18 protein-coding genes are annotated in these 17,702 nt (G+C 65.3%); 15 read left to right on the forward strand and 3 right to left on the reverse strand.

Annotation, left to right across the window (positions count from 1 at the left end; translation table 11 throughout):
* From DPM33_RS05360 to DPM33_RS05430, 15 genes are all read left to right on the forward strand, one after another.
* Positions 1-624 carry a hypothetical protein gene (locus tag DPM33_RS05360; RefSeq protein ID WP_112096337.1) on the forward strand — a complete coding sequence of 208 codons (624 nt, stop codon included), beginning with the start codon at positions 1-3 and terminating at the stop codon, positions 622-624.
* Entirely contained in the window at positions 621-2,039 is a 1,419-nt protein-coding gene (locus DPM33_RS05365) for a MotB family protein (protein ID WP_112096339.1), read from the forward strand. The genes DPM33_RS05360 and DPM33_RS05365 overlap by 4 nt, the downstream gene beginning before the upstream one ends.
* The gene (locus DPM33_RS05370) at positions 2,036-3,499 is read left to right on the forward strand and encodes a chemotaxis protein MotC (RefSeq protein WP_112096341.1); all 1,464 of its coding nucleotides are present in this window, start codon (positions 2,036-2,038) and stop codon (positions 3,497-3,499) included. The genes DPM33_RS05365 and DPM33_RS05370 overlap by 4 nt, the downstream gene beginning before the upstream one ends.
* Positions 3,496-4,863, forward strand: coding sequence for a flagellar hook-length control protein FliK (fliK, locus tag DPM33_RS05375; RefSeq protein ID WP_112096343.1), 1,368 nt, complete (start codon positions 3,496-3,498; stop codon positions 4,861-4,863). Before DPM33_RS05370 ends, fliK begins: the two co-directional genes overlap by 4 nt.
* The gene (locus DPM33_RS05380; RefSeq protein ID WP_245442011.1) at positions 4,793-5,383 is read left to right on the forward strand and encodes a transglycosylase SLT domain-containing protein; all 591 of its coding nucleotides are present in this window, start codon (positions 4,793-4,795) and stop codon (positions 5,381-5,383) included. Before fliK ends, DPM33_RS05380 begins: the two co-directional genes overlap by 71 nt.
* Before the next feature lie 221 nt (positions 5,384-5,604).
* A complete protein-coding gene (locus DPM33_RS05385; RefSeq protein ID WP_112096345.1) occupies positions 5,605-6,273 on the forward strand; it encodes a response regulator transcription factor in 669 nt (222 codons plus the stop codon).
* 91 nt (positions 6,274-6,364) lie between these two features.
* Complete coding sequence (locus DPM33_RS05390) at positions 6,365-7,618, forward strand: flagellar hook protein FlgE (RefSeq protein WP_112096347.1); 1,254 nt, start codon at positions 6,365-6,367, stop codon at positions 7,616-7,618.
* A 29-nt stretch (positions 7,619-7,647) separates the two neighbouring features.
* Positions 7,648-9,102, forward strand: coding sequence for a flagellar hook-associated protein FlgK (gene flgK / locus DPM33_RS05395; RefSeq protein ID WP_112096349.1), 1,455 nt, complete (start codon positions 7,648-7,650; stop codon positions 9,100-9,102).
* Between the two features lie 3 nt (positions 9,103-9,105).
* Positions 9,106-10,155 (forward strand): flagellar hook-associated family protein, encoded by a 1,050-nt coding sequence (locus DPM33_RS05400; protein WP_112096351.1) that lies wholly within the window; start codon positions 9,106-9,108, stop codon positions 10,153-10,155.
* A 31-nt stretch (positions 10,156-10,186) separates the two neighbouring features.
* Positions 10,187-10,534, forward strand: a complete 348-nt coding sequence (gene flaF / locus DPM33_RS05405) for a flagellar biosynthesis regulator FlaF (protein ID WP_112096353.1) — start codon at positions 10,187-10,189, stop codon at positions 10,532-10,534.
* Positions 10,531-10,968, forward strand: coding sequence for a flagellar biosynthesis repressor FlbT (flbT, locus tag DPM33_RS05410; protein ID WP_112096354.1), 438 nt, complete (start codon positions 10,531-10,533; stop codon positions 10,966-10,968). The genes flaF and flbT overlap by 4 nt, the downstream gene beginning before the upstream one ends.
* Positions 10,969-10,981: 13 nt before the next feature.
* Entirely contained in the window at positions 10,982-11,377 is a 396-nt protein-coding gene (gene flgD, locus DPM33_RS05415) for a flagellar hook assembly protein FlgD (RefSeq protein WP_281004785.1), read from the forward strand.
* Between the two features lie 23 nt (positions 11,378-11,400).
* Positions 11,401-11,667, forward strand: a complete 267-nt coding sequence (gene fliQ / locus DPM33_RS05420) for a flagellar biosynthesis protein FliQ (protein WP_040989996.1) — start codon at positions 11,401-11,403, stop codon at positions 11,665-11,667.
* Between the two features lie 163 nt (positions 11,668-11,830).
* Positions 11,831-13,696: an asparagine synthase (glutamine-hydrolyzing) gene (gene asnB / locus DPM33_RS05425; protein ID WP_112096357.1), complete on the forward strand. Its 1,866-nt coding sequence runs from the start codon at positions 11,831-11,833 to the stop codon at positions 13,694-13,696.
* A gap of 150 nt (positions 13,697-13,846) precedes the next feature.
* A complete protein-coding gene (locus DPM33_RS05430; protein WP_112096358.1) occupies positions 13,847-15,490 on the forward strand; it encodes an MFS transporter in 1,644 nt (547 codons plus the stop codon).
* Positions 15,491-15,495: 5 nt separating this feature from the next.
* Here DPM33_RS05430 and DPM33_RS05435 read toward each other — a convergent pair whose 3' ends face one another.
* From DPM33_RS05435 to DPM33_RS05445, 3 genes are all read right to left on the reverse strand, one after another.
* Positions 15,496-15,864: a cupin domain-containing protein gene (locus DPM33_RS05435; protein WP_112096360.1), complete on the reverse strand. Its 369-nt coding sequence runs from the start codon at positions 15,862-15,864 to the stop codon at positions 15,496-15,498.
* 95 nt (positions 15,865-15,959) lie between these two features.
* The gene (locus tag DPM33_RS05440) at positions 15,960-17,345 is read right to left on the reverse strand and encodes an NAD(P)/FAD-dependent oxidoreductase (RefSeq protein ID WP_112096361.1); all 1,386 of its coding nucleotides are present in this window, start codon (positions 17,343-17,345) and stop codon (positions 15,960-15,962) included.
* A 79-nt stretch (positions 17,346-17,424) separates the two neighbouring features.
* The gene (locus DPM33_RS05445; protein ID WP_245442012.1) at positions 17,425-17,688 is read right to left on the reverse strand and encodes a TOBE domain-containing protein; all 264 of its coding nucleotides are present in this window, start codon (positions 17,686-17,688) and stop codon (positions 17,425-17,427) included.
* Positions 17,689-17,702: the final 14 nt, after the last annotated feature.

Consider the following 17,702-nt stretch of genomic DNA (forward strand, 5'->3'; position numbering starts at 1 on the left):
ATGGCCTCGGCACTCTTCGATCTCCTGCCCGATTTTGGTTCGCGGACCCCGCGCGCCAACCAGGCGCCGACGGCCCGCGACACCGAGCATATGCCGGCCGCGCCGGCGCCGCAGGCCGATATTGGCGCGCTGATCGCCGAGGCGGTGGCCGACGCGGAAGTAGCGCTCGAGGCGCGTCTTGCGCTCGCCCATCAGGCGGCGCTCGACGCCGAGCGCCAGGCCAACGACGACGCGGCCAAGGCATTTCTTGAAAGCTTCGGCGGCGATCTCGGCGCGGCCGTCGCCGCCCGGATCGACGCCATGGAGCAGCGCGTGGCCGAGCTTGCTGGCGCAACCGTTGCCCGCATCGTCGGCGGCCTGCTCAGCGACGACCTGCAGCAACGTTCGCTGCAAGCCCTTTCCAACGCCATCGACGCCGCGGTCGCCGACAGCGAGGCCGTGCGCATCGGCGTGCGGGGACCGCTGTCGCTGTTCGAGCCGCTGCAGGCCGCGCTCGGACCCCGCGCCGCCAATCTCGACTTCACCGAGGCGGCGGGCTTCGACCTGACCGTCACCATTGACGAAACGGTGTTCGAGACGCGTATCGCCGAGTGGTCGGCGTCCTTGTCGGAGGTCCTGTCATGAGCGCCGTCGACCATGCCGAACCGCGGCATGAGATCATCATCGTCAAGCGCAATCACGACGGCCATGACGAGGGCCATCATGGCGGCGTGTGGAAGATCGCCTTCGCCGACTTCATGACGGCGATGATGTGCTTCTTCCTCGTCATGTGGCTGATCAACGCCGCCAACGAGCAGACCAAGGCAGCCGTCGCCAGCTATTTCAACCCGGTCGAGCTGATCGATCGCAATTCCAGCCGCAAGGGCCTGGAAGATCTCGGCGACGGCCCGAGCAAGGTCGGACTGACCGCTGACAACCCGCAGGACGGCGCGACCAAGGCGGGCGACGACGGCAAGGGCGGCGCCGGCTCGTCCGACCGCCGGCAGACCAAGCAAGGAACGCAGGACGCCCAGCTCTCGGATGAAAAGCTGTTCGCCGACCCCTATGCGGTGCTGGCCGAGGTCGCCGCCGACACGGGCGTGTTGCAGAACGTCAGCGCCAAGGGTGAAGGCGGTGCCCAAACATCCGGTCCAGCGACCGGCGCCTCCGGCGGCGAATCCTATCGCGATCCGTTCGCGCCGGATTTTTGGTCGCAGCAAGTGGCGGCGCCTGGCGCCGAGGCCACCGCCGAACGCGCCAAGATCGAGGGCGATCCGGCCAAGCCCGGCGAGAAGGTCGCGACGGTCGCTGTACCGAAGGTGAAGGCCGTTCCGGCTGCGCCTCCGCTGGCGGCCGCGCCGCTCGAGCCGTTGGCAACTCCGGAAAAGGCCGACGCCAAGAGCGTGCAAAAGGCAGCGCAGGGCGAGACCGAGAAGCCGTCGAGCGAAGGCAGCAAAAGCGACAAGGAACTGAGCGGGAAAGCTCGAGCCGACAAGCGCGAGGCCGCGGCCGGCGACGCCAAGGCCGAAGCGCCGAAGGCGGAAATGACTGAGCAGGAGCAAGCCGCCGACAAGGAAAACAAGGCGCCGAGCAAAGCCGCCATGCAGGAAGCGGCGGATATCAAGAAGGAACTCGCCAAGGCATTCCTGCCGGGCGAGAAGCTCGCCGACGGCGTCTCGGTCGAGGCCACCGACAAGGGTGTCGTCATTTCGATCACCGACCAGCTCGATTTCGGCATGTTCGAGATCGGCTCGGCCATGCCGCGCCGCGAGCTCGTGCTGGCGATGGAGAAGATCGGCCACATCATCAACGAGAAGAAGGGAACCATCACCATCAGCGGCCACACCGATGCGCGGCCGTTCCGCAGCGACACCTATGATAATTGGCGGCTGTCCACGGCGCGCGCCCATTCGGCCTATTACATGCTGGTGCGCGGCGGCGTCGACGAAAGCCGCATCACCGAGGTCGCCGGCTTCGCCGACCGGCAACCCAAGATCGCTTCCGATCCGATGGCGGCCGCCAACCGCCGCATCGAAATCCTGATGACGGCCGGCGGATGAAGGGCAGAACCGTCATCGGCGGCGCAATAGCGCTACTGCTGCTCGCCGCGGGACCGACATCGTCGGCCTTGGCGCAGGACGCGCTGCAGCCCTATCAGCTGGTGCGTTCGCTGCAGCTGATCCAGGACCGCATTGCCGGCGGCGATCATGCCGCGCTGCCGATGCAGGCAAAGCTCCTCGAAATGATCGACGCCCGCATGCGCGAAGCGAATGCCGAGGATTTCAAGGAGCCGAAGAATTTCCGCGCCTTGCTCGTCTATGGCATGAGCGGTGGCAACCCGGTGACGGTCGCGGCGGCGGCTTCGCGCGCGGTAACCGACCCGCAAAACCTCGCCATCGCCAAGGGCATCGTCGCCTATCTGAACGGACGCCCGGCCGAGGCGATCGAAACGCTGAAGCCTATCGATCCGATGAGCGTGCCCGCCGACATCGGCGCCTTCCTGGCGCTGGTCAAGGGCTCGCTGGTTGCAAGCGATGATCCTGTCCAGGCGCTCACCCTGCTGGATGAGGCGCGCCTGCTCAGCCCGGGAACGCTGGTCGAGGAGGCCGCGCTTCGCCGCTCCGTCGGCATCGCGGCCGCGCAGGGCGACGCCGCCCGTTTCGCATTGGCCTCTACCCAATATGTCGCGTCCTATCTCTATTCGCCTTACGCCAGCCAGTTCGCCGACGCCTTCGTTTCCGGCATCATGACGCTCCACATAGCGATCAGCCAGGACAAGATCGCCGACATCACCGCGATGATGGATCCCGAGCGCGAGAAGGTGATCTACCTGCGCATCGCGCGCCGCGCCGCGATCGACGGGATGACGGAGCTTTCGGCATTCGCCTCGGCTAAGGCGGAGCTCGGCCGCGACGGCAACGGCAACCAGGACGACCCTCGCACCCAGCTCTACTCGAGCCTTTCCACCATGACGTCGGCCAGTGTCGACGCGGTGCGCGCCAAGCTCGGCAAGATCGATCGCGGCAAGCTTTCGCAAAGCGACCGCGACCTTCTCGACGCGGCCCAGGCTGTCGCGGGCGAGGTGGTGGCGCCGGTGAAGGCTGCAGCGAAGGCCGACGCTGCACCGGCAGCCGCGGCAAAAGCCGAGGAGGCGAAATCCGCGGCCGAGGCCTCGGCCGATGCGGCCAATGCGGACTTGCCTCCGGTGGAAGGAGCGATGCCCGACCAGCCAGCGGTCGCGGCGAGCGATCAGCCGGTCGCGGCAAGCAATCCGCCGGTCGCGGCAAGCGATCAGGCGAAGGATGCGCCACCCGCGGCCCCGCCGCCGCCTGTTCCGACGCCGGCGCAAACGACCGCTGAAACACCGGCCGCCGCTCCGGCACCGGCTGACGCCGCGCCCGTGGTGCAGGCATCCGCGCCGGCGGCGCCCAGTGCGCAAGACCCTATCGACGCGGCGGTGACCAGCACGCGCCGCCAGCTCGACCAGATCGACCAGTTACTCGGAGCAGCCCCGAAATGACCAGCGTCAACCAGACCTTGCCGGGCTTTGCTTCGACCCAGTCCCAGCCCCGGCAGCACGCCGCCGGCGGCAAGGACAAGGATCGGAATTTCGGCGAGATGGTGCGTGGGACGGAAAAGCCCGATCGGCCGCAGGACAAGCACGAGACCGGGCCGTTACCGGACGCCCATCTGGCAAGACGTTCGCCGGCCAACAACGGCAAGCAGGAGCCGGCCCAGGGCCCGCAAGGGAAAACCGGCTCGCAGAAAGCGGTCACGGGAAAGTCGGCGAAGACCGCCGCCCAAACCGATCAGGCGAAGCCGACGGCCGACAAGGATGCCACCGCGCAAGCCAATGATTCCGCGCCGCTGCAGGACCGCCTGCCTCTGCTGATGGCGCTGAGCGACATGAAGCATTTCGCGCAATCATCGAGCGCGGGCGGCGAGGGCTCGGTTGACGGTGAAGCGACCGTTGGCGAGCACGGATCGCTGGAATTGCAGCTGCGCATGGGCAAGCGCGCTACGGTCGACAATTCCGCCGAGCCGTTGTCGCGCTCCGCCCGTTCGACGGCGACGGAAGATTCCGGACCCGACTTCGGGCAGAAGCCGGTGAAGGCGGAAGTGGCTCTCGATACGATGGGCCGCCGCGATAGCAAAACCGTGCCGGTGCAGGTCGATGAGCCACAAGTCGGCAGCCCGGTGCCGCCACAAGGTTGGCGGCCAGCTTCGACCTCCAAGGCCTCGCAACAACCGCAGTCGGCTGCGCAGCAGACGGCCGCCAGGCAGGCACCTTCCGCCACACGCATGGACGTCGTCAGCCAGCAGAGCTTCCCGGCCCCGGCGCAAAATCCGATCGGCCAGACGGCATCGGCGCTGGTTGAGGCGCTCGCCTCCAACGATGGCGTTCAACAGGCCTTTGCTAGCGCCTCGGCAGGCTCCCAGGCGACCAATTCTGTTGCCGTTCCGACACATGTGCTCAAGATCGAGCTTCACCCTTCGGAGCTCGGATCGGTGACCGCCAGCCTGCGGCTCTCGGGCGAGCAACTTTTGATTGAGATGAAGCCCGAGACGCACGAGGCATATCGCCGTCTCACCACGGACAGCGATGCCATCGTCAAGTCCATGCGCAACCTCGGCTTCGACGTCGACAAGGTCACCATCCTGCAACCTTCGATAGCAGCGCCTGCGGTCAGCCGCGCCGACGCAAACAGCTCCATGCCGATGTCGACGGGTCGCGACCAGCCCTCGTTCCAGCCCGGCAACTCGGGCGGCAACGGCGCGGGCGGCGACCGGCAACCGGAAAGGAACAATGGCAATGGCGCACAGGATTTCGGCCGTGCTGCTTCGCCTGTTCGCGAGCGCGCTGGCGACGATATGTTTATCTAGCTTCGCTGCCGGCGCCGCCAGCGCCGCCGCCAATCCCTGCGAGCCGGAGATCCTGCGAGCCGCCGATCGCTACGGCGTGCCGGCAGGCATCCTCTACGCTGTCGGCCTGACCGAGACCGGGAAGAAGGGTAGCCTCCAGCCTAACGCCATGAATATAGAGGGAAAAGCGATCTTCCCGCGCAGCCGCGGCGAAGCGCTCGCCACATTCGAGAACGCGCGGCGCGAGGGCAAGACATTGATCGACCTCGGCTGCATGCAGATCAACCATCACTATCATGGCGATCATTTCCGCAGCGTCGACGACATGCTCGACCCGCACCAGAATGTCGACTACGCGGCGCGTTTCCTGGCCAGCCTGCACGCCCGGCATATGACCTGGTCGATGGCCGTCGCCCGCTATCATGCCGGCCCCGACAACGACCCGGCACAGAAGATCTATGTCTGCCGCGTCATCGCCAACATGGTCGCCACCGGTTTCGGCAAATGGACGCCGAACGCCAGCGCGTTCTGCAATCAATAGTTGAATTTCCTTCAACGCCGAACGGCCTTCGTCGGCCTATGAGCCGACGCCAATATTCGTCCGCCAAAACTGGGGGCAAATACACCTGCACAACCGCTTTTATTACGGCTCCCAAAAAACTCCCAAGAAAATAGCTACAAGAAATGATGGTTTTTCAGGATTCGCCGGGCCGGCTACCCCTTTACGCACGGGGCAAGTGGATTGATTCGGAGGGCGGGCCGATGATCGTGATCGTTGACGAGCGGGAGCTCGTAACAGAGGGCTACTCCTCACTTTTCGATCGCGAGGGCGTGGCCACGGCTGGCTTCGCGCCAGGTGAATTCGGCGAGTGGGTGAGTTCCGCGGCTGACACCGATCTCAGATCCGTCAGGGCCTTTCTCATCGGCGACTGCCGCGAGGGCGCGATATCGCCGCGCCAGATCCGCGACCGCACCGGCGCGCCGGTGATCGCGCTCAGCGAACACCACTCGCTCGAACATACGCTGCGGCTGTTCGAAAGTGGCGTCGACGACGTCGTCCGCAAACCTGTCCATATCCGCGAGATCCTTGCCCGCATCACCGCCATCCGCCGCCGCGGTTCCGAAGAGGCCGCCTACACCGAAGTCGGCTCGATGCGCATCTTCATGGACGGCCGCGATCCGGAGATCGACGGCGAACCGCTGCCGCTGCCGCGGCGCGAACGGCGCATCCTGGAATACCTGGCCAGCAACCGCGGCCGGCGCGTGACCAAGACGCAGGTCTTCAACGCCATCTACGGCATCTTCGACGACGAGGTCGAGGAGAACGTGGTGGAGAGCCACATCTCGAAGCTGCGCAAGAAGCTGCGTGAGAAGCTCGGCCGCGATCCGATCGATTCCAAGCGGTTTCTCGGCTACCGGCTGGTGTTTTGATGGCCGCCCAGGGCTCATCCCGCACCAGCCTCGCGCAAGACACGAGGCATAATTTTATGGCCTCCTACCCAGGCACTGCGGAGATCCATCGATGAGCCTCTACGGAATGATGCGGACCGGCGTTTCCGGTATGAACGCGCAGGCCAACCGCCTCTCCGCGGTGGCCGACAACATCGCCAACTCGGACACCACCGGCTACAAGCGCTCTTCGGCCGAGTTCTCGTCCCTGATCATGCCCAACACCGGAGGCGCCTATAATTCGGGCGGCGTGACGACGACGATCCGTTCCGCCGTCAGCACGCAAGGCGTCATGACCTACACCACCTCGGTGTCCGACCTTGCCGTCAACGGCGACGGCTTCTTCGTGGTGCAGGACGCCGGCGGCACACCCTATCTTACCCGCGCCGGTTCTTTCGTTGCGGATGCGCAAGGCCGCCTGGTCAATGCCGCGGGCTACCAGCTCATGGCCTACGACTACGCCAACGGCGATCCGGCGGCGACCGCCAACGGCTTCGAGGGCCTCGTACCGGTGCAGATTTCCGACCAGGAGATGACGGCGGCGCCGAGCACCGAAGGCACCTTCAGTGGCAACCTGCCCGCGGGCGCCACGCCGCCGGCCGGCCCGCTGCCTTCCTCCAACAGCGCGACTGCCGAATACACGTCGAAAACCTCGCTGGTTGCCTATGACAATCTCGGCAACAAGAAACTGCTCGACGTCTACTTCACCAACACCGGCGCCGGCACCTGGGAGGCCTCGGTCTTCGATCAGTCAAAGGCGACGGCAGGCACCTCTTTCCCTTATACGGGCGGTGCGCTGGGATCGGCCAACCTCACCTTCGACACCACGACCGGCAAGCTCACCGGCGCGACCACGGGCATCTCCTTCACCGTGCCGGGCGGCTCGGCCCTCAATCTCGATCTTTCCAAGCTGACCCAGCTCGGAACCGGCTTCACCGTCGCCGACGCCAAGGTCAACGGCAATGCGCCGAGCTCGATCCAGAAGGTCCAGATTGGTCAGGACGGCGTCATCTACGCGCAGTTCGAGGACGGCTCGACCAAGGCGCTGTACAAGATCCCGCTGGCCGACGTTCAGAGCCCAGACAACCTCACCGCCATGCCCGGCAACGTCTATGTGCAGAGCACCGATTCCGGCGCGGTCCATATCGGCTTCGCCAATGAGGGCAAGCTGGGCTCCATCGTCTCCGGAGCGCTTGAAAATTCCAACGTCGATATCGCCGAGGAACTGACCAACATGATTGCGGCGCAGCGCAGCTACACCGCCAATTCCAAGGTCTTCCAGACCGGTTCGGACCTGATGGACGTCCTCGTCAACCTGAAGAGATAACCGACGGGCGCCGCCCGTGAAAGATCAGCATGTCGCTTTCTTCCGCACTAAGCATTGCCCAGTCGGCGCTTCTGGCCACGTCCAAGCAAACCAGCGTCGTATCGCGCAATGTGGCCGATGCGTCGAACCCGGACTATACCCGCCGCATCGCCGTGGTCACCAGCACGGCGCCCGGCGCCAGAATGGTGGAAATCCAGCGGACCGCGAATGACCTTCTGTTCCGCCAGAACCTTTCGGCGCTGTCGGCTTCGAGCGGCCAGAGCACGCTTTACAACGGCATGGATCAACTCGATCTCTCGGTCAACGGGGTCGACAATGCGTCGTCCCCCTCGACGGCGATCGCCAATCTGCAGAAGGCCCTGCAGCTCTACGCCACCACGCCGTCGAACCAGAACCTCGGCACCAGCGTCGTCGACGCCGCCAAGCAGGTGGTCAATTCGCTGAACGGCGGCACCCAGGCGATCCAGGATTTCCGCACCCAGGCGGACAGCCAGATCGCCACCGCCGTCGACGATCTCAACTCGCTGCTCAGCCAGTTCCAGGACGCCAACAAGGCCGTCATATCGGGCACGCGTTCCGGCACCGACGTCTCCGACGCGCTCGACCAGCGTGACGCTCTCCTGAAGAAGATAGCCGAATATGTGCCGGTTTCGACCTTCACGCGCGGCGACAACGACATGGTCATCACCACCAAGGACGGCTCGACGCTGTTCGAGACCGTGCCGCGTTCGGTGACCTTCACCCCCTCGGCCGGCTATTCGGCCGGCACCCCCGGCAACACGATCTACATCGACAACGTGCCGGTCTCGGCGGGCACCAGCGACAACACCACCGCCGACGGCAAGCTGGCGGGCTTGTTGAAGCTGCGCGACGGCGTCGCCTCGACCATGCAGAGCCAGCTCGACGAAATCGCGCGCGGCCTTGTCGCGGCATTTGCCGAAACCTCCTCGTCGCAGCCCAATGCGACGGGCCTGTTCACGTGGTCCGGCGCGCCGGCGATTCCGGCTTCCGGCACCCTGGTCGACGGCCTCGCCGGTTCGATCAGCGTCAACGCCGCCTTCGACCCGAGCGCCGGCGGCAATCCCGCGCTGTTGCGTGACGGCGGCGCCAACGGCGCGGCCTATGTCGCCAACACCAGCGGCGGCGCATCCTATTCCGACCTGCTGATCGGTTACGGCAACAAGCTGGATCAGCCGATGGCCTTCGACACCTCCACGGGCATCGCCGTAAGCTCCGGCGTCTCCGACTACGCGGCCAATGCCATCGGCTGGTTCGAAGGCGTGCGCCAGCAGGCATCGACCAATGCCGACAACAAGCAGGCGCTGGCGGCGCGCACGGCGGAGGCGCTGTCCAACGACACCGGGGTCAACGTCGATCAGGAGATGTCCCTGCTCCTCGACCTCGAACACACCTACCAGGCCTCGGCGCATATGATGAAAACGGTCGGTGACATGCTGGACTCCCTGTTGGCTGCGGTAGGATAAGTCATGAGAGCGACGGGCGTTTCCTCGGCTGCCATTTCCAACGCGCTGCGTTATCAGCAGGCAAAGATGCAGGCCGATCTCGTCAAGGCGACGAAGGAGTCGCAGACCGGCACGGTCGCCGATGTCGGCCTGGCGCTTGGCAGCCGCACGACGCAGGCCGTCACCTTCCAGCGCGACCTCGACCGGCTGAACGGCATCGTCGATTCCAACGCGCTCGTCGCCGCGCGCCTGACATCGACCCAGGATTCGCTCGGCCAGATCGCGGACGCGGCGCAGAGCTTCCTGTCCGCGCTGACCAGCGGCGTGTCGGGCGACTCCTCGACCAGCGTCCTGCAAACCGCCGGCACCTCCGCGCTGCAGCAGATGACGGGTATCCTGAACACCAGCGTCAACGGCGAATATCTGTTTGCCGGCACCAACACCGACGTCAAGCCGATCGACGACTTCAACGCCGCCGGCTCGCCGGCCAAGGCGACGTTCGATGCCGCCTTTTCGAGCTACTTCGGCTTTACGCAGACCGACCCGGCGGCTGCCAACATCACCGCCGCGCAGATGGATAACTTCATCACCACGCAGGTCGAGCCGCAATTCCTGGGTTCCGGCTGGCAAGCCAACTGGTCGAGCGCCACCGACGATCAGATCACCAGCCGTATTTCGCTCAACGAGACCACGCAGACCTCGGTCAGCGCCAACGATCAAGGCATTCGCAAACTCGCCATGGCGGCCGCCATGGTCAGCAGCCTGGTCAACGGCACCGTCAGCGAGGCGGCGCAAAACGCGGTCGTCAGCCGCGCGCAGGCGCTGGTCGGCGAAGCCATCGGCGGCATTACCCAGGTGCGGGCCGAAACAGGCATTGCGCAGCAGCGCGTGTCGGATGCCAGCGACCGTATGAAGACCCAGGTCGACCTCTTCGAGAAGCATATCGTCGATCTCGAAGGCGTCGATCCCGCCGAAGCTGCGACCCGCGTCGCCGACCTGACGCAGCATATCGAGACGTCCTTTGCCTTGACTGCGCGCCTGCAGCAGCTCAGCCTGCTGAACTATCTGACCTGAACTCTCACACCGGAAAGCCAGAGCGCTGACGATGTATCAATTCTCCTACGCCGACATCCAGACCGACTCCGTCGCCGACGCCAAGGACCGGGAGCGGCAGTTGCTCACCCGCTCGATCGACATGCTGGCCGCGGCAGCCGCCGTCGGCACCGACTCGATGGAAGCGGTGGAGGCCCTGCACTTCACCAACCGCATCTGGACCACCTTCGTCGAGGATCTCGGCTCCAGCGATAACGCGCTGCCCAAGGAGCTGCGCGCCAACCTGATCTCGATCGGCCTGTGGCTGCTGCGCGAGACCGAAGACATCCGCCAGGGCCGCACCAACAATTTCGAAGGATTGATCGAGGTCTCCCAGATCATCCGAGACGGCCTCCAATGACCAACACGCTGAAGATCTCGCTGAAGCCCAACGAGAAGATCTACATCAACGGCGCGGTCATCCGCGTTGACCGCAAGGTCACCATCGAGCTGATGAACGACGTGCAGTTTCTGCTCGAAAGCCACGTCATCCAGGCCGATCAGGCCTCGACGCCGCTCAGGCAGCTTTATTTCATCGTGCAGATCATGCTGATCAACCCGGTGGGCGCTGCCGAGGCGCGCGACATGTTCCGCCGCTCGCTGCCGATGCTGATCGCAAGCTTCGACAACCAGGACATCTGCAAGGGCCTGAAACAGATCGACCGCATGGTCGGCGAGGACGAGATCTACGAGGCGCTGAAGGCGATTCGCGCGCTCTATCCTCTCGAGCGCAAGGCGCTCGAAGACGGTGACGACATTCCCGAAACGCCCCGCGCATTGGCCGTAGGAGAGTAAGATGGCCGTCGACATGACGACAACGATCCCGGTTGGCGCCAACCAGGCCAGCCAGCAGACCTCGAAAACGGCGGTGGACTACCAGTCGTTCCTGAAGCTTCTGATCGCCGAGATGAAGAACCAGGATCCGACCAAGCCGATGGATTCGACGCAATATGTCGCGCAGCTCGCCACCTTCTCCCAGGTCGAGCAGTCGGTCCAGACCAACACCAAGCTCGACCAGATCATGTCCTCGTCGGCGCTGTCGCAGGCCGATGCGATCATCGGCCGCAACATCACGTCGGCCGACGGCAAGACCAGCGGAACCGTGGCCTCGGTGACGCTGTCGAGCAGCGGGCTGATCGCGGTGCTGCAGGACGGCACCCAGGTTCCGGTCGGCGAAGGCGTGTCGATCAAGCCGGCCGCCTAAGCAGGTCTCACACAGGGGTAGTTATGAACGAGGCCGACGCCCTCGATATCGTCCAGTACGCGGTGTGGACGGTTCTCACCGCTTCCGCTCCGGTGGTGCTGGTGGCGATGGTGGTCGGCATCGGCATCGCGCTCATCCAGGCGCTGACCCAGATCCAGGAAATCACGCTGACCTTCGTACCGAAGATCGTCGCCATCATGCTTGTCGTGGCGCTGACCGGACCCTTCATCGGCAGCCAGATCTCGGCCTTCACCAACGTCATCTTCGAACGCATCGAGCACGGTTTCTGAGGCGAAGCGCCAAGCGAGCGCCGGGCCGCCTGTTCGCAAGCCGTAAGATCGCTTGCGGCGAGGTCTGTTGCCGCTAGATTGTAAGCGCGCCGGCAGCGGCCGGCGTCTTTGTCTCAGGCGATTTTCTGGAAGCGATGCATCGCGCAAAAACAGCCGGCAAGTCATGTGCGGAATAGCCGGCGTCTGGCGAAAGCGCGATCCGATCGGCAGCGGCGATCTTTCCGATGTCGCGCGCATGATGCAGGCATTGGCGCATCGCGGTCCCGACGATCACGGCAACTGGAACGACGCCCGCCTGGCGCTTGGTCACCGCCGCCTGACCATTATCGACCCATCGCCCGCCGCTGGCGAGCCGATGCTGGCCGCGTCCGGCGACGGTGTCCTGTGCTACAATGGCGAAGTCTATAATTTTCGCGCACTGCGCAGGACGCTGGAGGCGGAAGGGCTGACGTTCCGCACGGTGTCCGACACGGAAGTGGTGCTTCAGGCCCTGCACCACTGGGGTCCGCAAAAAGCGGTGCCGTCGTTCGACGGCATGTTCGCCTTCGCCTATTTCGATGTACGTGACGGCGCCTTGTGGCTTGGCAGGGACAGGCTGGGCATCAAGCCGATGTCGGTCGCCGAGACCGGCGAGCGCTTGCTGTTCGCTTCCGAGGACAAGGCGATCCTCGCCTGCCACGACTTTCCGCGCCGGATCGACACGCGCGAACTGACGCTGCGGCTGGCCTGGCAGAGCCGCGATTCCAGCTACAGCGTCTTCAACGGCATCGAGCGGCTGCCGCCGGCAGGCCTGTGGAAGATCACCGGGGATGGCATCGAGAAGCGACGCTTTTGGCATGTCCTCGATGTCCTGGAGAGCGCGCGCATCGCCGGCGACAACACCTCCGACGCCGGACACGCGGCGACGCTCCAGACGCTGCTGGAGGAAAGCGTCGAGCTGCATTGCATCGCCGATACCAGCCTTGCCACCGCCTGCAGCGGCGGCGTCGATTCCGGCTTGATCACCGCCCTTGCCAAACGCTTCAGGCCCGAGCTGCACGGCTATGTCGTCGACCCGAAGCTCGGCCGCAGCGAGGCGCAGGACGCCGAGCGCACAGGCCGCCATGTCGGCGTCAGCCTGCGCCGGGTGTCTCTGGACAGAGACCGGTTCTTCGAGCTCTGGCCGCGCGCGGTCTGGCATCTCGAAACCGACGGCTGGCATGCCAGCCACGCCGCGCTGCTGGCGCTTGCCGAACAATGCCGCGCCGACGGCGTCAAGGTGCTGCTCACCGGCGAGGGTTCAGACGAGCTGTTCGGCGGCTACAAATGGCAGGCGTCGACGATGCGGCTCTGGCGCCAATCCTGGCTTCAGCGCCTGTTCCGCTCGAAGGCCAGGCGCGACCGCAAATTCGCCGAACTGCGCCGCGCGCCGTTCCGCAACTCGATCGGTCGCGGCTCGCCGATGGACCGCAGCATGGCGCTCCGGGCCTTGTCGCCCGAGCTGAACTTCCTGCAGACGAAGCTGTTCGACAGGCTGGAAGGCGTCGCGCCGCCCGCCGACCGCGCTTTCCTTGCAAGTTGCTTCTACGACCTCTACTCCCACCTGCAGGACTTGCTGCACCGGCACGACCGGTTGAGCATGGCGGCATCCGTGGAGCTCAGGGTGCCGTTCCTCGAGAATCGGCTCATCGACTTCGCCCTTCATCTGCCGCGCAGGCAGAAATACCGCGACGGGACCGGCAAGTGGCTTCTCAAGAAGGTCGCCGAACGCCATCTGCCGCGTGAAAACATCCGCGCCGCAAAGATCGGCTTCGATATGGCGGACGCGTTCTCGGCCGGCACGCAGGGTCTGCTGCGCGGCGGTCTGCTGCGCGACGCGATGAAATGGTCTTCATCCGAATTGGAAGACCTTATCGACATGGCAAGGAGCCATGAAACCTCGCGGCTGCGCCTCGTCGGCATGGAACTGCTGCTCAGGCTCTACATGGGCAACGAAACCACAGGCGGCCTGACCGAGGCCCTGCACGCTGAGGTGGGAAGCGTGAAATAGCGAAAAGTTGGTCCAGACCGGCGAGATGCTTGGTTTAAAGCTTCGCCGACGCATTTTCGCCTTTGCCATCCTATTGTTGGGTCGCACTCTTTGGCGAGTCGCCGGCCCTTCCGGGCGCGGCGCGCATATGTAGCGGACAAGGGCGCAATCATGATCGACGACGAGCCGGAAAGCGAACGCGTTTCCGCGCTGGCGCCGTTCCGGCACGGCATCTTCCGCGCCGTCTGGGCGGCCAGCCTGGTGTCGAATTTCGGCGGCCTGATCCAGGGCGTCGGCGCCGCCTGGATGATGACCACGATCGCCACCTCTTCCTACCAGGTGGCGCTGGTCCAGGCCTCCACCACCTTGCCCATCATGCTGTTCGCGCTCGTAGCCGGCGCCATCGCCGACAGCTTCAACCGCCGCAAGGTGATGCTGGTGGCGCAGACCTTCATGCTGGTCGTCTCGGCGCTGCTGACCTTGTTCACCTGGTTCGGCTGGATGACGCCGTGGACGCTGCTTGCCTTCACCTTCCTGATCGACAGCGGCACGGCGCTGAACAGCCCGTCATGGCAGGCATCGGTCGGCGACATGGTGCCGCGCCCCAAGGTACCGGCGGCTGTGGCGCTCAACTCGCTGGGCTTCAACATCACCCGCAGCGTCGGCCCGGCCATCGGCGGCATCATCGTCGCCGCCGCGGGTGCTGCCGCGGCCTTCGCCGCCAACGCCATCAGCTATATCGGCCTGATCGTCGTGCTGTTCCGCTGGAAGCCGGCCCTGCCCGAGCAAACCTTGCCGCGCGAGTCGCTGGGCGCCGCGATGGGCGCCGGCCTGCGCTATGTCGCCATGTCGCCCAACATCGCCAAGGTGCTGGTGCGCGGCTCGGCCTTCGGCTTCAGCGCCGGCGCGGTGCTGGCGCTGCTGCCGCTTGTGGCGCGCGACGTCGTCAAGGGCGACGCGCTGACCTACGGCATCATGCTCGGCGCCTTCGGCATCGGCGCGGTCGGCGGCGCGCTTATCAGCGTGCGGCTGCGGCAGCTGTTGTCCAGCGAGGTAATGGTGCGCATGGCCTTCGCCGGCTTCGCGCTCTGCGCCCTCAACGCCGCCGTCAGCCACAATGCCTGGCAGACATCGGCGGGCTTGCTCATCGGCGGCGCCTGCTGGGTGATCGCGCTGTCGCATTTCAACGTCACGGTGCAGATGTCGACGCCGCGCTGGGTGGTCGGCCGCGTGCTGTCGATCTACCAGACAGCCACCTTCGGCGGCATCGCGCTGGGCAGCTGGATCTGGGGTGTCGTCGCCGACGCGCATGGCGCTGAAACCGCGCTGATCGCGGCCGCGGTCGCGATGCTTGCCGGCGGCGCCATCGGCTTCCTCCTGCCGCTGCCGCGCCAGACGGTGCTCAACCTCGATCCGCTCAACCGCTTCAAGGAGCCGATGCTGGCGCTTGATCTGAAGCCACGCAGCGGCCCGATCGCCATCATGATCGAGTACATCATCCGCGAGGACGACGTGCCGGAATTCCTCGCCACCATGGCCGAACGCGGCCGCATCCGCCGCCGCGACGGCGCCCGCAACTGGACGCTCGCGCGCGACCTTGAAAATCCCGGCATCTGGATCGAGCACTACCACACGCCGACCTGGGTCGAGTATATTCGCCACAACCGGCGAGCCACCCATGCCGACGCCGTGGTTGGCGAGCGCATCCGCGCGCTGCACAGCGGCGAGGACCCGCCCCGCGTGCGCCGCATGATCGAGCGCCCAACGACGGCCGGCACGTCCCTCGTGTCACCGAAGGGTCCTATCGATCACTGAGGCAGTCAGTTTCCCGACTGGATCATGTAGAGCTTGCGTGTCGTCTCGTGGATCAGCCACTCGCCCTTCCAGCCTTGCGGCAGGACGAGGAGATCGCCGGGCCCGAGCTCGCGCATCTCGCCGTCGGCGCGGCTGACCTCAACGCGGCCGGAGATGATGTGGCAGATCTCGGACGAGTCCGAGCGGTCGGCGGTGAAGCGACCGGGTGTGCATTCCCAAATGCCGATATCGACGGTCCCGTCCGGCGACTGGAAGAAGGAACGCACCGCCTCGACTTGATCGCCTTCGATCGAGGTCGGCTTCGGTGAGAAGGCGCCGATATCGGCCTTGGCGAGGTCACGGAAAGTCGAAAGATCGATCAAGATTGGCTCCATGATCAACGCAATTCCAGGAAAAGTGTGCTGCGGTTTTCCGTTTGGAACTGCGAAAAAACAAATAGCTGAAGCGGTCCAGCGAACGCTGGATCGCTTCAGTGGCCGGTAATGCTGTCCGCCAGGGCGGCAAGCTTCGAGGTATGCGTAAGTCCCGCGGCCTCGCGGTTATCGGCGATGCGGTAGAGCTGGTACATTGAGTGCACGCCCAGCCAGCGGAACGGCTCCGGTTCCCACCGCCTGACCTTGCGGTTGACCCATGGCAGCCGCGTCAGCTCGGTATTTTGTCCGAGCACCAGATCGGTCAGCGTCCGCCCCGATAGGTTGGAGCTCGACACGCCGAGCCCGACATAGCCGCCGGCCCAGCCGATGCGCGTCGCGGGATCGAGGCCGACCGTCGTGCACCAGTCGCGCGGCACGCCGAGCACCCCGCACCAGGCATGATCGATGCGGCACCCCGCCGTCTGCGGCAAAAGCGTGGTCAGGATCGTGTGCAGCTGGTCGATCGTCGCCTGCTGCGTCTGGCCGTTGACGTCGGTGCGCGAGCCATAGCGGTAAGGCACGCCGCGTCCGCCCATGGTGATGCGCCCCTCGCGCGTGCGCTGGGCATAGCAATAGGTATGCGCGGCATTGCCGAGCAGCTCGTATCCCTCCCAGCCGATCTTGCGCCAGAGTTCGTCCGATAGCGGCTCGGTGACGATCTGCGCGCTGTTCAGCGCCAGCCAGGTCCGTTCCTCTCCCGGAATGCCGGCGGTGAACCCTTCCGTCGCTCGGATGATGGTTTCGGCGCGCACCGTGCCGCGATCCGTCGTCACAACGCCCTTGGCAATCGCCGTCACCGTCGTCTTCTCGTAGATCGAAACGCCGAGGCGGCCGACCGCCGCGGCCAGCCCCTGCACCAGCTTGGCCGGTTGCACGCGCGCCTGGCCGTGGATGACGAAGCCGCCCATGACATTCTTGATGGCGATGCGCGCGCGGGTCGCGGCCTGGTCGAGCAGCTCGATACGCTCCGGATCGGCATCCCAGGAGCGGATCGTCTCGCATTCCTCGCGCACGCGTTCCAGCTGCGCCGGATTGGTGGCGACCGTCAGATTGGCGGTACGACGGATGTCGGCATCGATGCCCTCTTCCGTCGCCACCCGGATTACCTCGTCGACGCAGCCGGCCATCGCCTTCTGCATGGCGGTGACGCCTTGCCGCGTCGAGGTCTTCAGATATTTCTCCCGCGACCAGCCGAAGCCGCCCGACAGCCAGCCGCCATTGCGCCCCGAGGCGCCGAAGCCGGCGGACTCGCGTTCGAGCAGCACGATGCGCAGCGACGGCTTCGCCTTTTTCAGGTAATAGGCGGTCCACAGCCCGGTATAGCCGGCGCCGACGATCGCGACATCCGCCTCGATGTCGCCGGGCAGAGGCGGCCGCGGCGCGGGAATAGTGCCCAGATCCGCATACCAGAACGAGATGTCGCCGTTGCGCTTGACTTGCATGGGATGGTTTCCGCCAAAGCAATTCCAGGAAAGGTGTGAAACGGTTTTCCGTCCGGAATTGCGTTAAAACAAAGATGGGTCAGGTGAGCGTGGTGTCGGCCGTGCTGTCGTCGGGCAGGAGTTTTGCGTCGGCGCCGTCGAAGCAGAGCTCGACCTTGTCGCCGAGGCCGAAACTCTCGCCGGCAAGCGGCGAGCGCACGATCGCGGTCGAGGCATCGGCGAGCCTGACTTCGTATTTCGATCCCGAGCCGAGATAGATCGCCTCGGCGATCGTTCCCGACAGCCGGTTCGTGCCGATGGCATCCTGCCCCGGCCGACGGATGGGGCCGAGCTTGCGGACCACGTCGATGGCTCTGT

The organism is Mesorhizobium hawassense, from assembly GCF_003289945.1.
GTDB lineage: Bacteria > Pseudomonadota > Alphaproteobacteria > Rhizobiales > Rhizobiaceae > Mesorhizobium > Mesorhizobium hawassense.

What these genes read in the sequence shown, in the direction of transcription:
- flbT (WP_112096354.1), top strand. Translation starts at nt 10,531, where the DNA reads ATGACCAACACGCTGAAGATCTCGCTGAAGCCCAACGAGAAGATCTAC.
- flgK (WP_112096349.1), top strand. Translation starts at nt 7,648, where the DNA reads ATGTCGCTTTCTTCCGCACTAAGCATTGCCCAGTCGGCGCTTCTGGCC.
- DPM33_RS05435 (WP_112096360.1), bottom strand. Translation starts at nt 15,864, where the DNA reads ATGGAGCCAATCTTGATCGATCTTTCGACTTTCCGTGACCTCGCCAAG.
- DPM33_RS05365 (WP_112096339.1), top strand. Translation starts at nt 621, where the DNA reads ATGAGCGCCGTCGACCATGCCGAACCGCGGCATGAGATCATCATCGTC.
- flaF (WP_112096353.1), top strand. Translation starts at nt 10,187, where the DNA reads ATGTATCAATTCTCCTACGCCGACATCCAGACCGACTCCGTCGCCGAC.
- DPM33_RS05390 (WP_112096347.1), top strand. Translation starts at nt 6,365, where the DNA reads ATGAGCCTCTACGGAATGATGCGGACCGGCGTTTCCGGTATGAACGCG.
- DPM33_RS05440 (WP_112096361.1), bottom strand. Translation starts at nt 17,345, where the DNA reads ATGCAAGTCAAGCGCAACGGCGACATCTCGTTCTGGTATGCGGATCTG.
- DPM33_RS05400 (WP_112096351.1), top strand. Translation starts at nt 9,106, where the DNA reads ATGAGAGCGACGGGCGTTTCCTCGGCTGCCATTTCCAACGCGCTGCGT.
- DPM33_RS05430 (WP_112096358.1), top strand. Translation starts at nt 13,847, where the DNA reads ATGATCGACGACGAGCCGGAAAGCGAACGCGTTTCCGCGCTGGCGCCG.
- DPM33_RS05360 (WP_112096337.1), top strand. Translation starts at nt 1, where the DNA reads ATGGCCTCGGCACTCTTCGATCTCCTGCCCGATTTTGGTTCGCGGACC.
- asnB (WP_112096357.1), top strand. Translation starts at nt 11,831, where the DNA reads ATGTGCGGAATAGCCGGCGTCTGGCGAAAGCGCGATCCGATCGGCAGC.
- flgD (WP_281004785.1), top strand. Translation starts at nt 10,982, where the DNA reads ATGACGACAACGATCCCGGTTGGCGCCAACCAGGCCAGCCAGCAGACC.
- DPM33_RS05380 (WP_245442011.1), top strand. Translation starts at nt 4,793, where the DNA reads ATGGCGCACAGGATTTCGGCCGTGCTGCTTCGCCTGTTCGCGAGCGCG.
- DPM33_RS05370 (WP_112096341.1), top strand. Translation starts at nt 2,036, where the DNA reads ATGAAGGGCAGAACCGTCATCGGCGGCGCAATAGCGCTACTGCTGCTC.
- DPM33_RS05385 (WP_112096345.1), top strand. Translation starts at nt 5,605, where the DNA reads ATGATCGTGATCGTTGACGAGCGGGAGCTCGTAACAGAGGGCTACTCC.
- fliK (WP_112096343.1), top strand. Translation starts at nt 3,496, where the DNA reads ATGACCAGCGTCAACCAGACCTTGCCGGGCTTTGCTTCGACCCAGTCC.
- fliQ (WP_040989996.1), top strand. Translation starts at nt 11,401, where the DNA reads ATGAACGAGGCCGACGCCCTCGATATCGTCCAGTACGCGGTGTGGACG.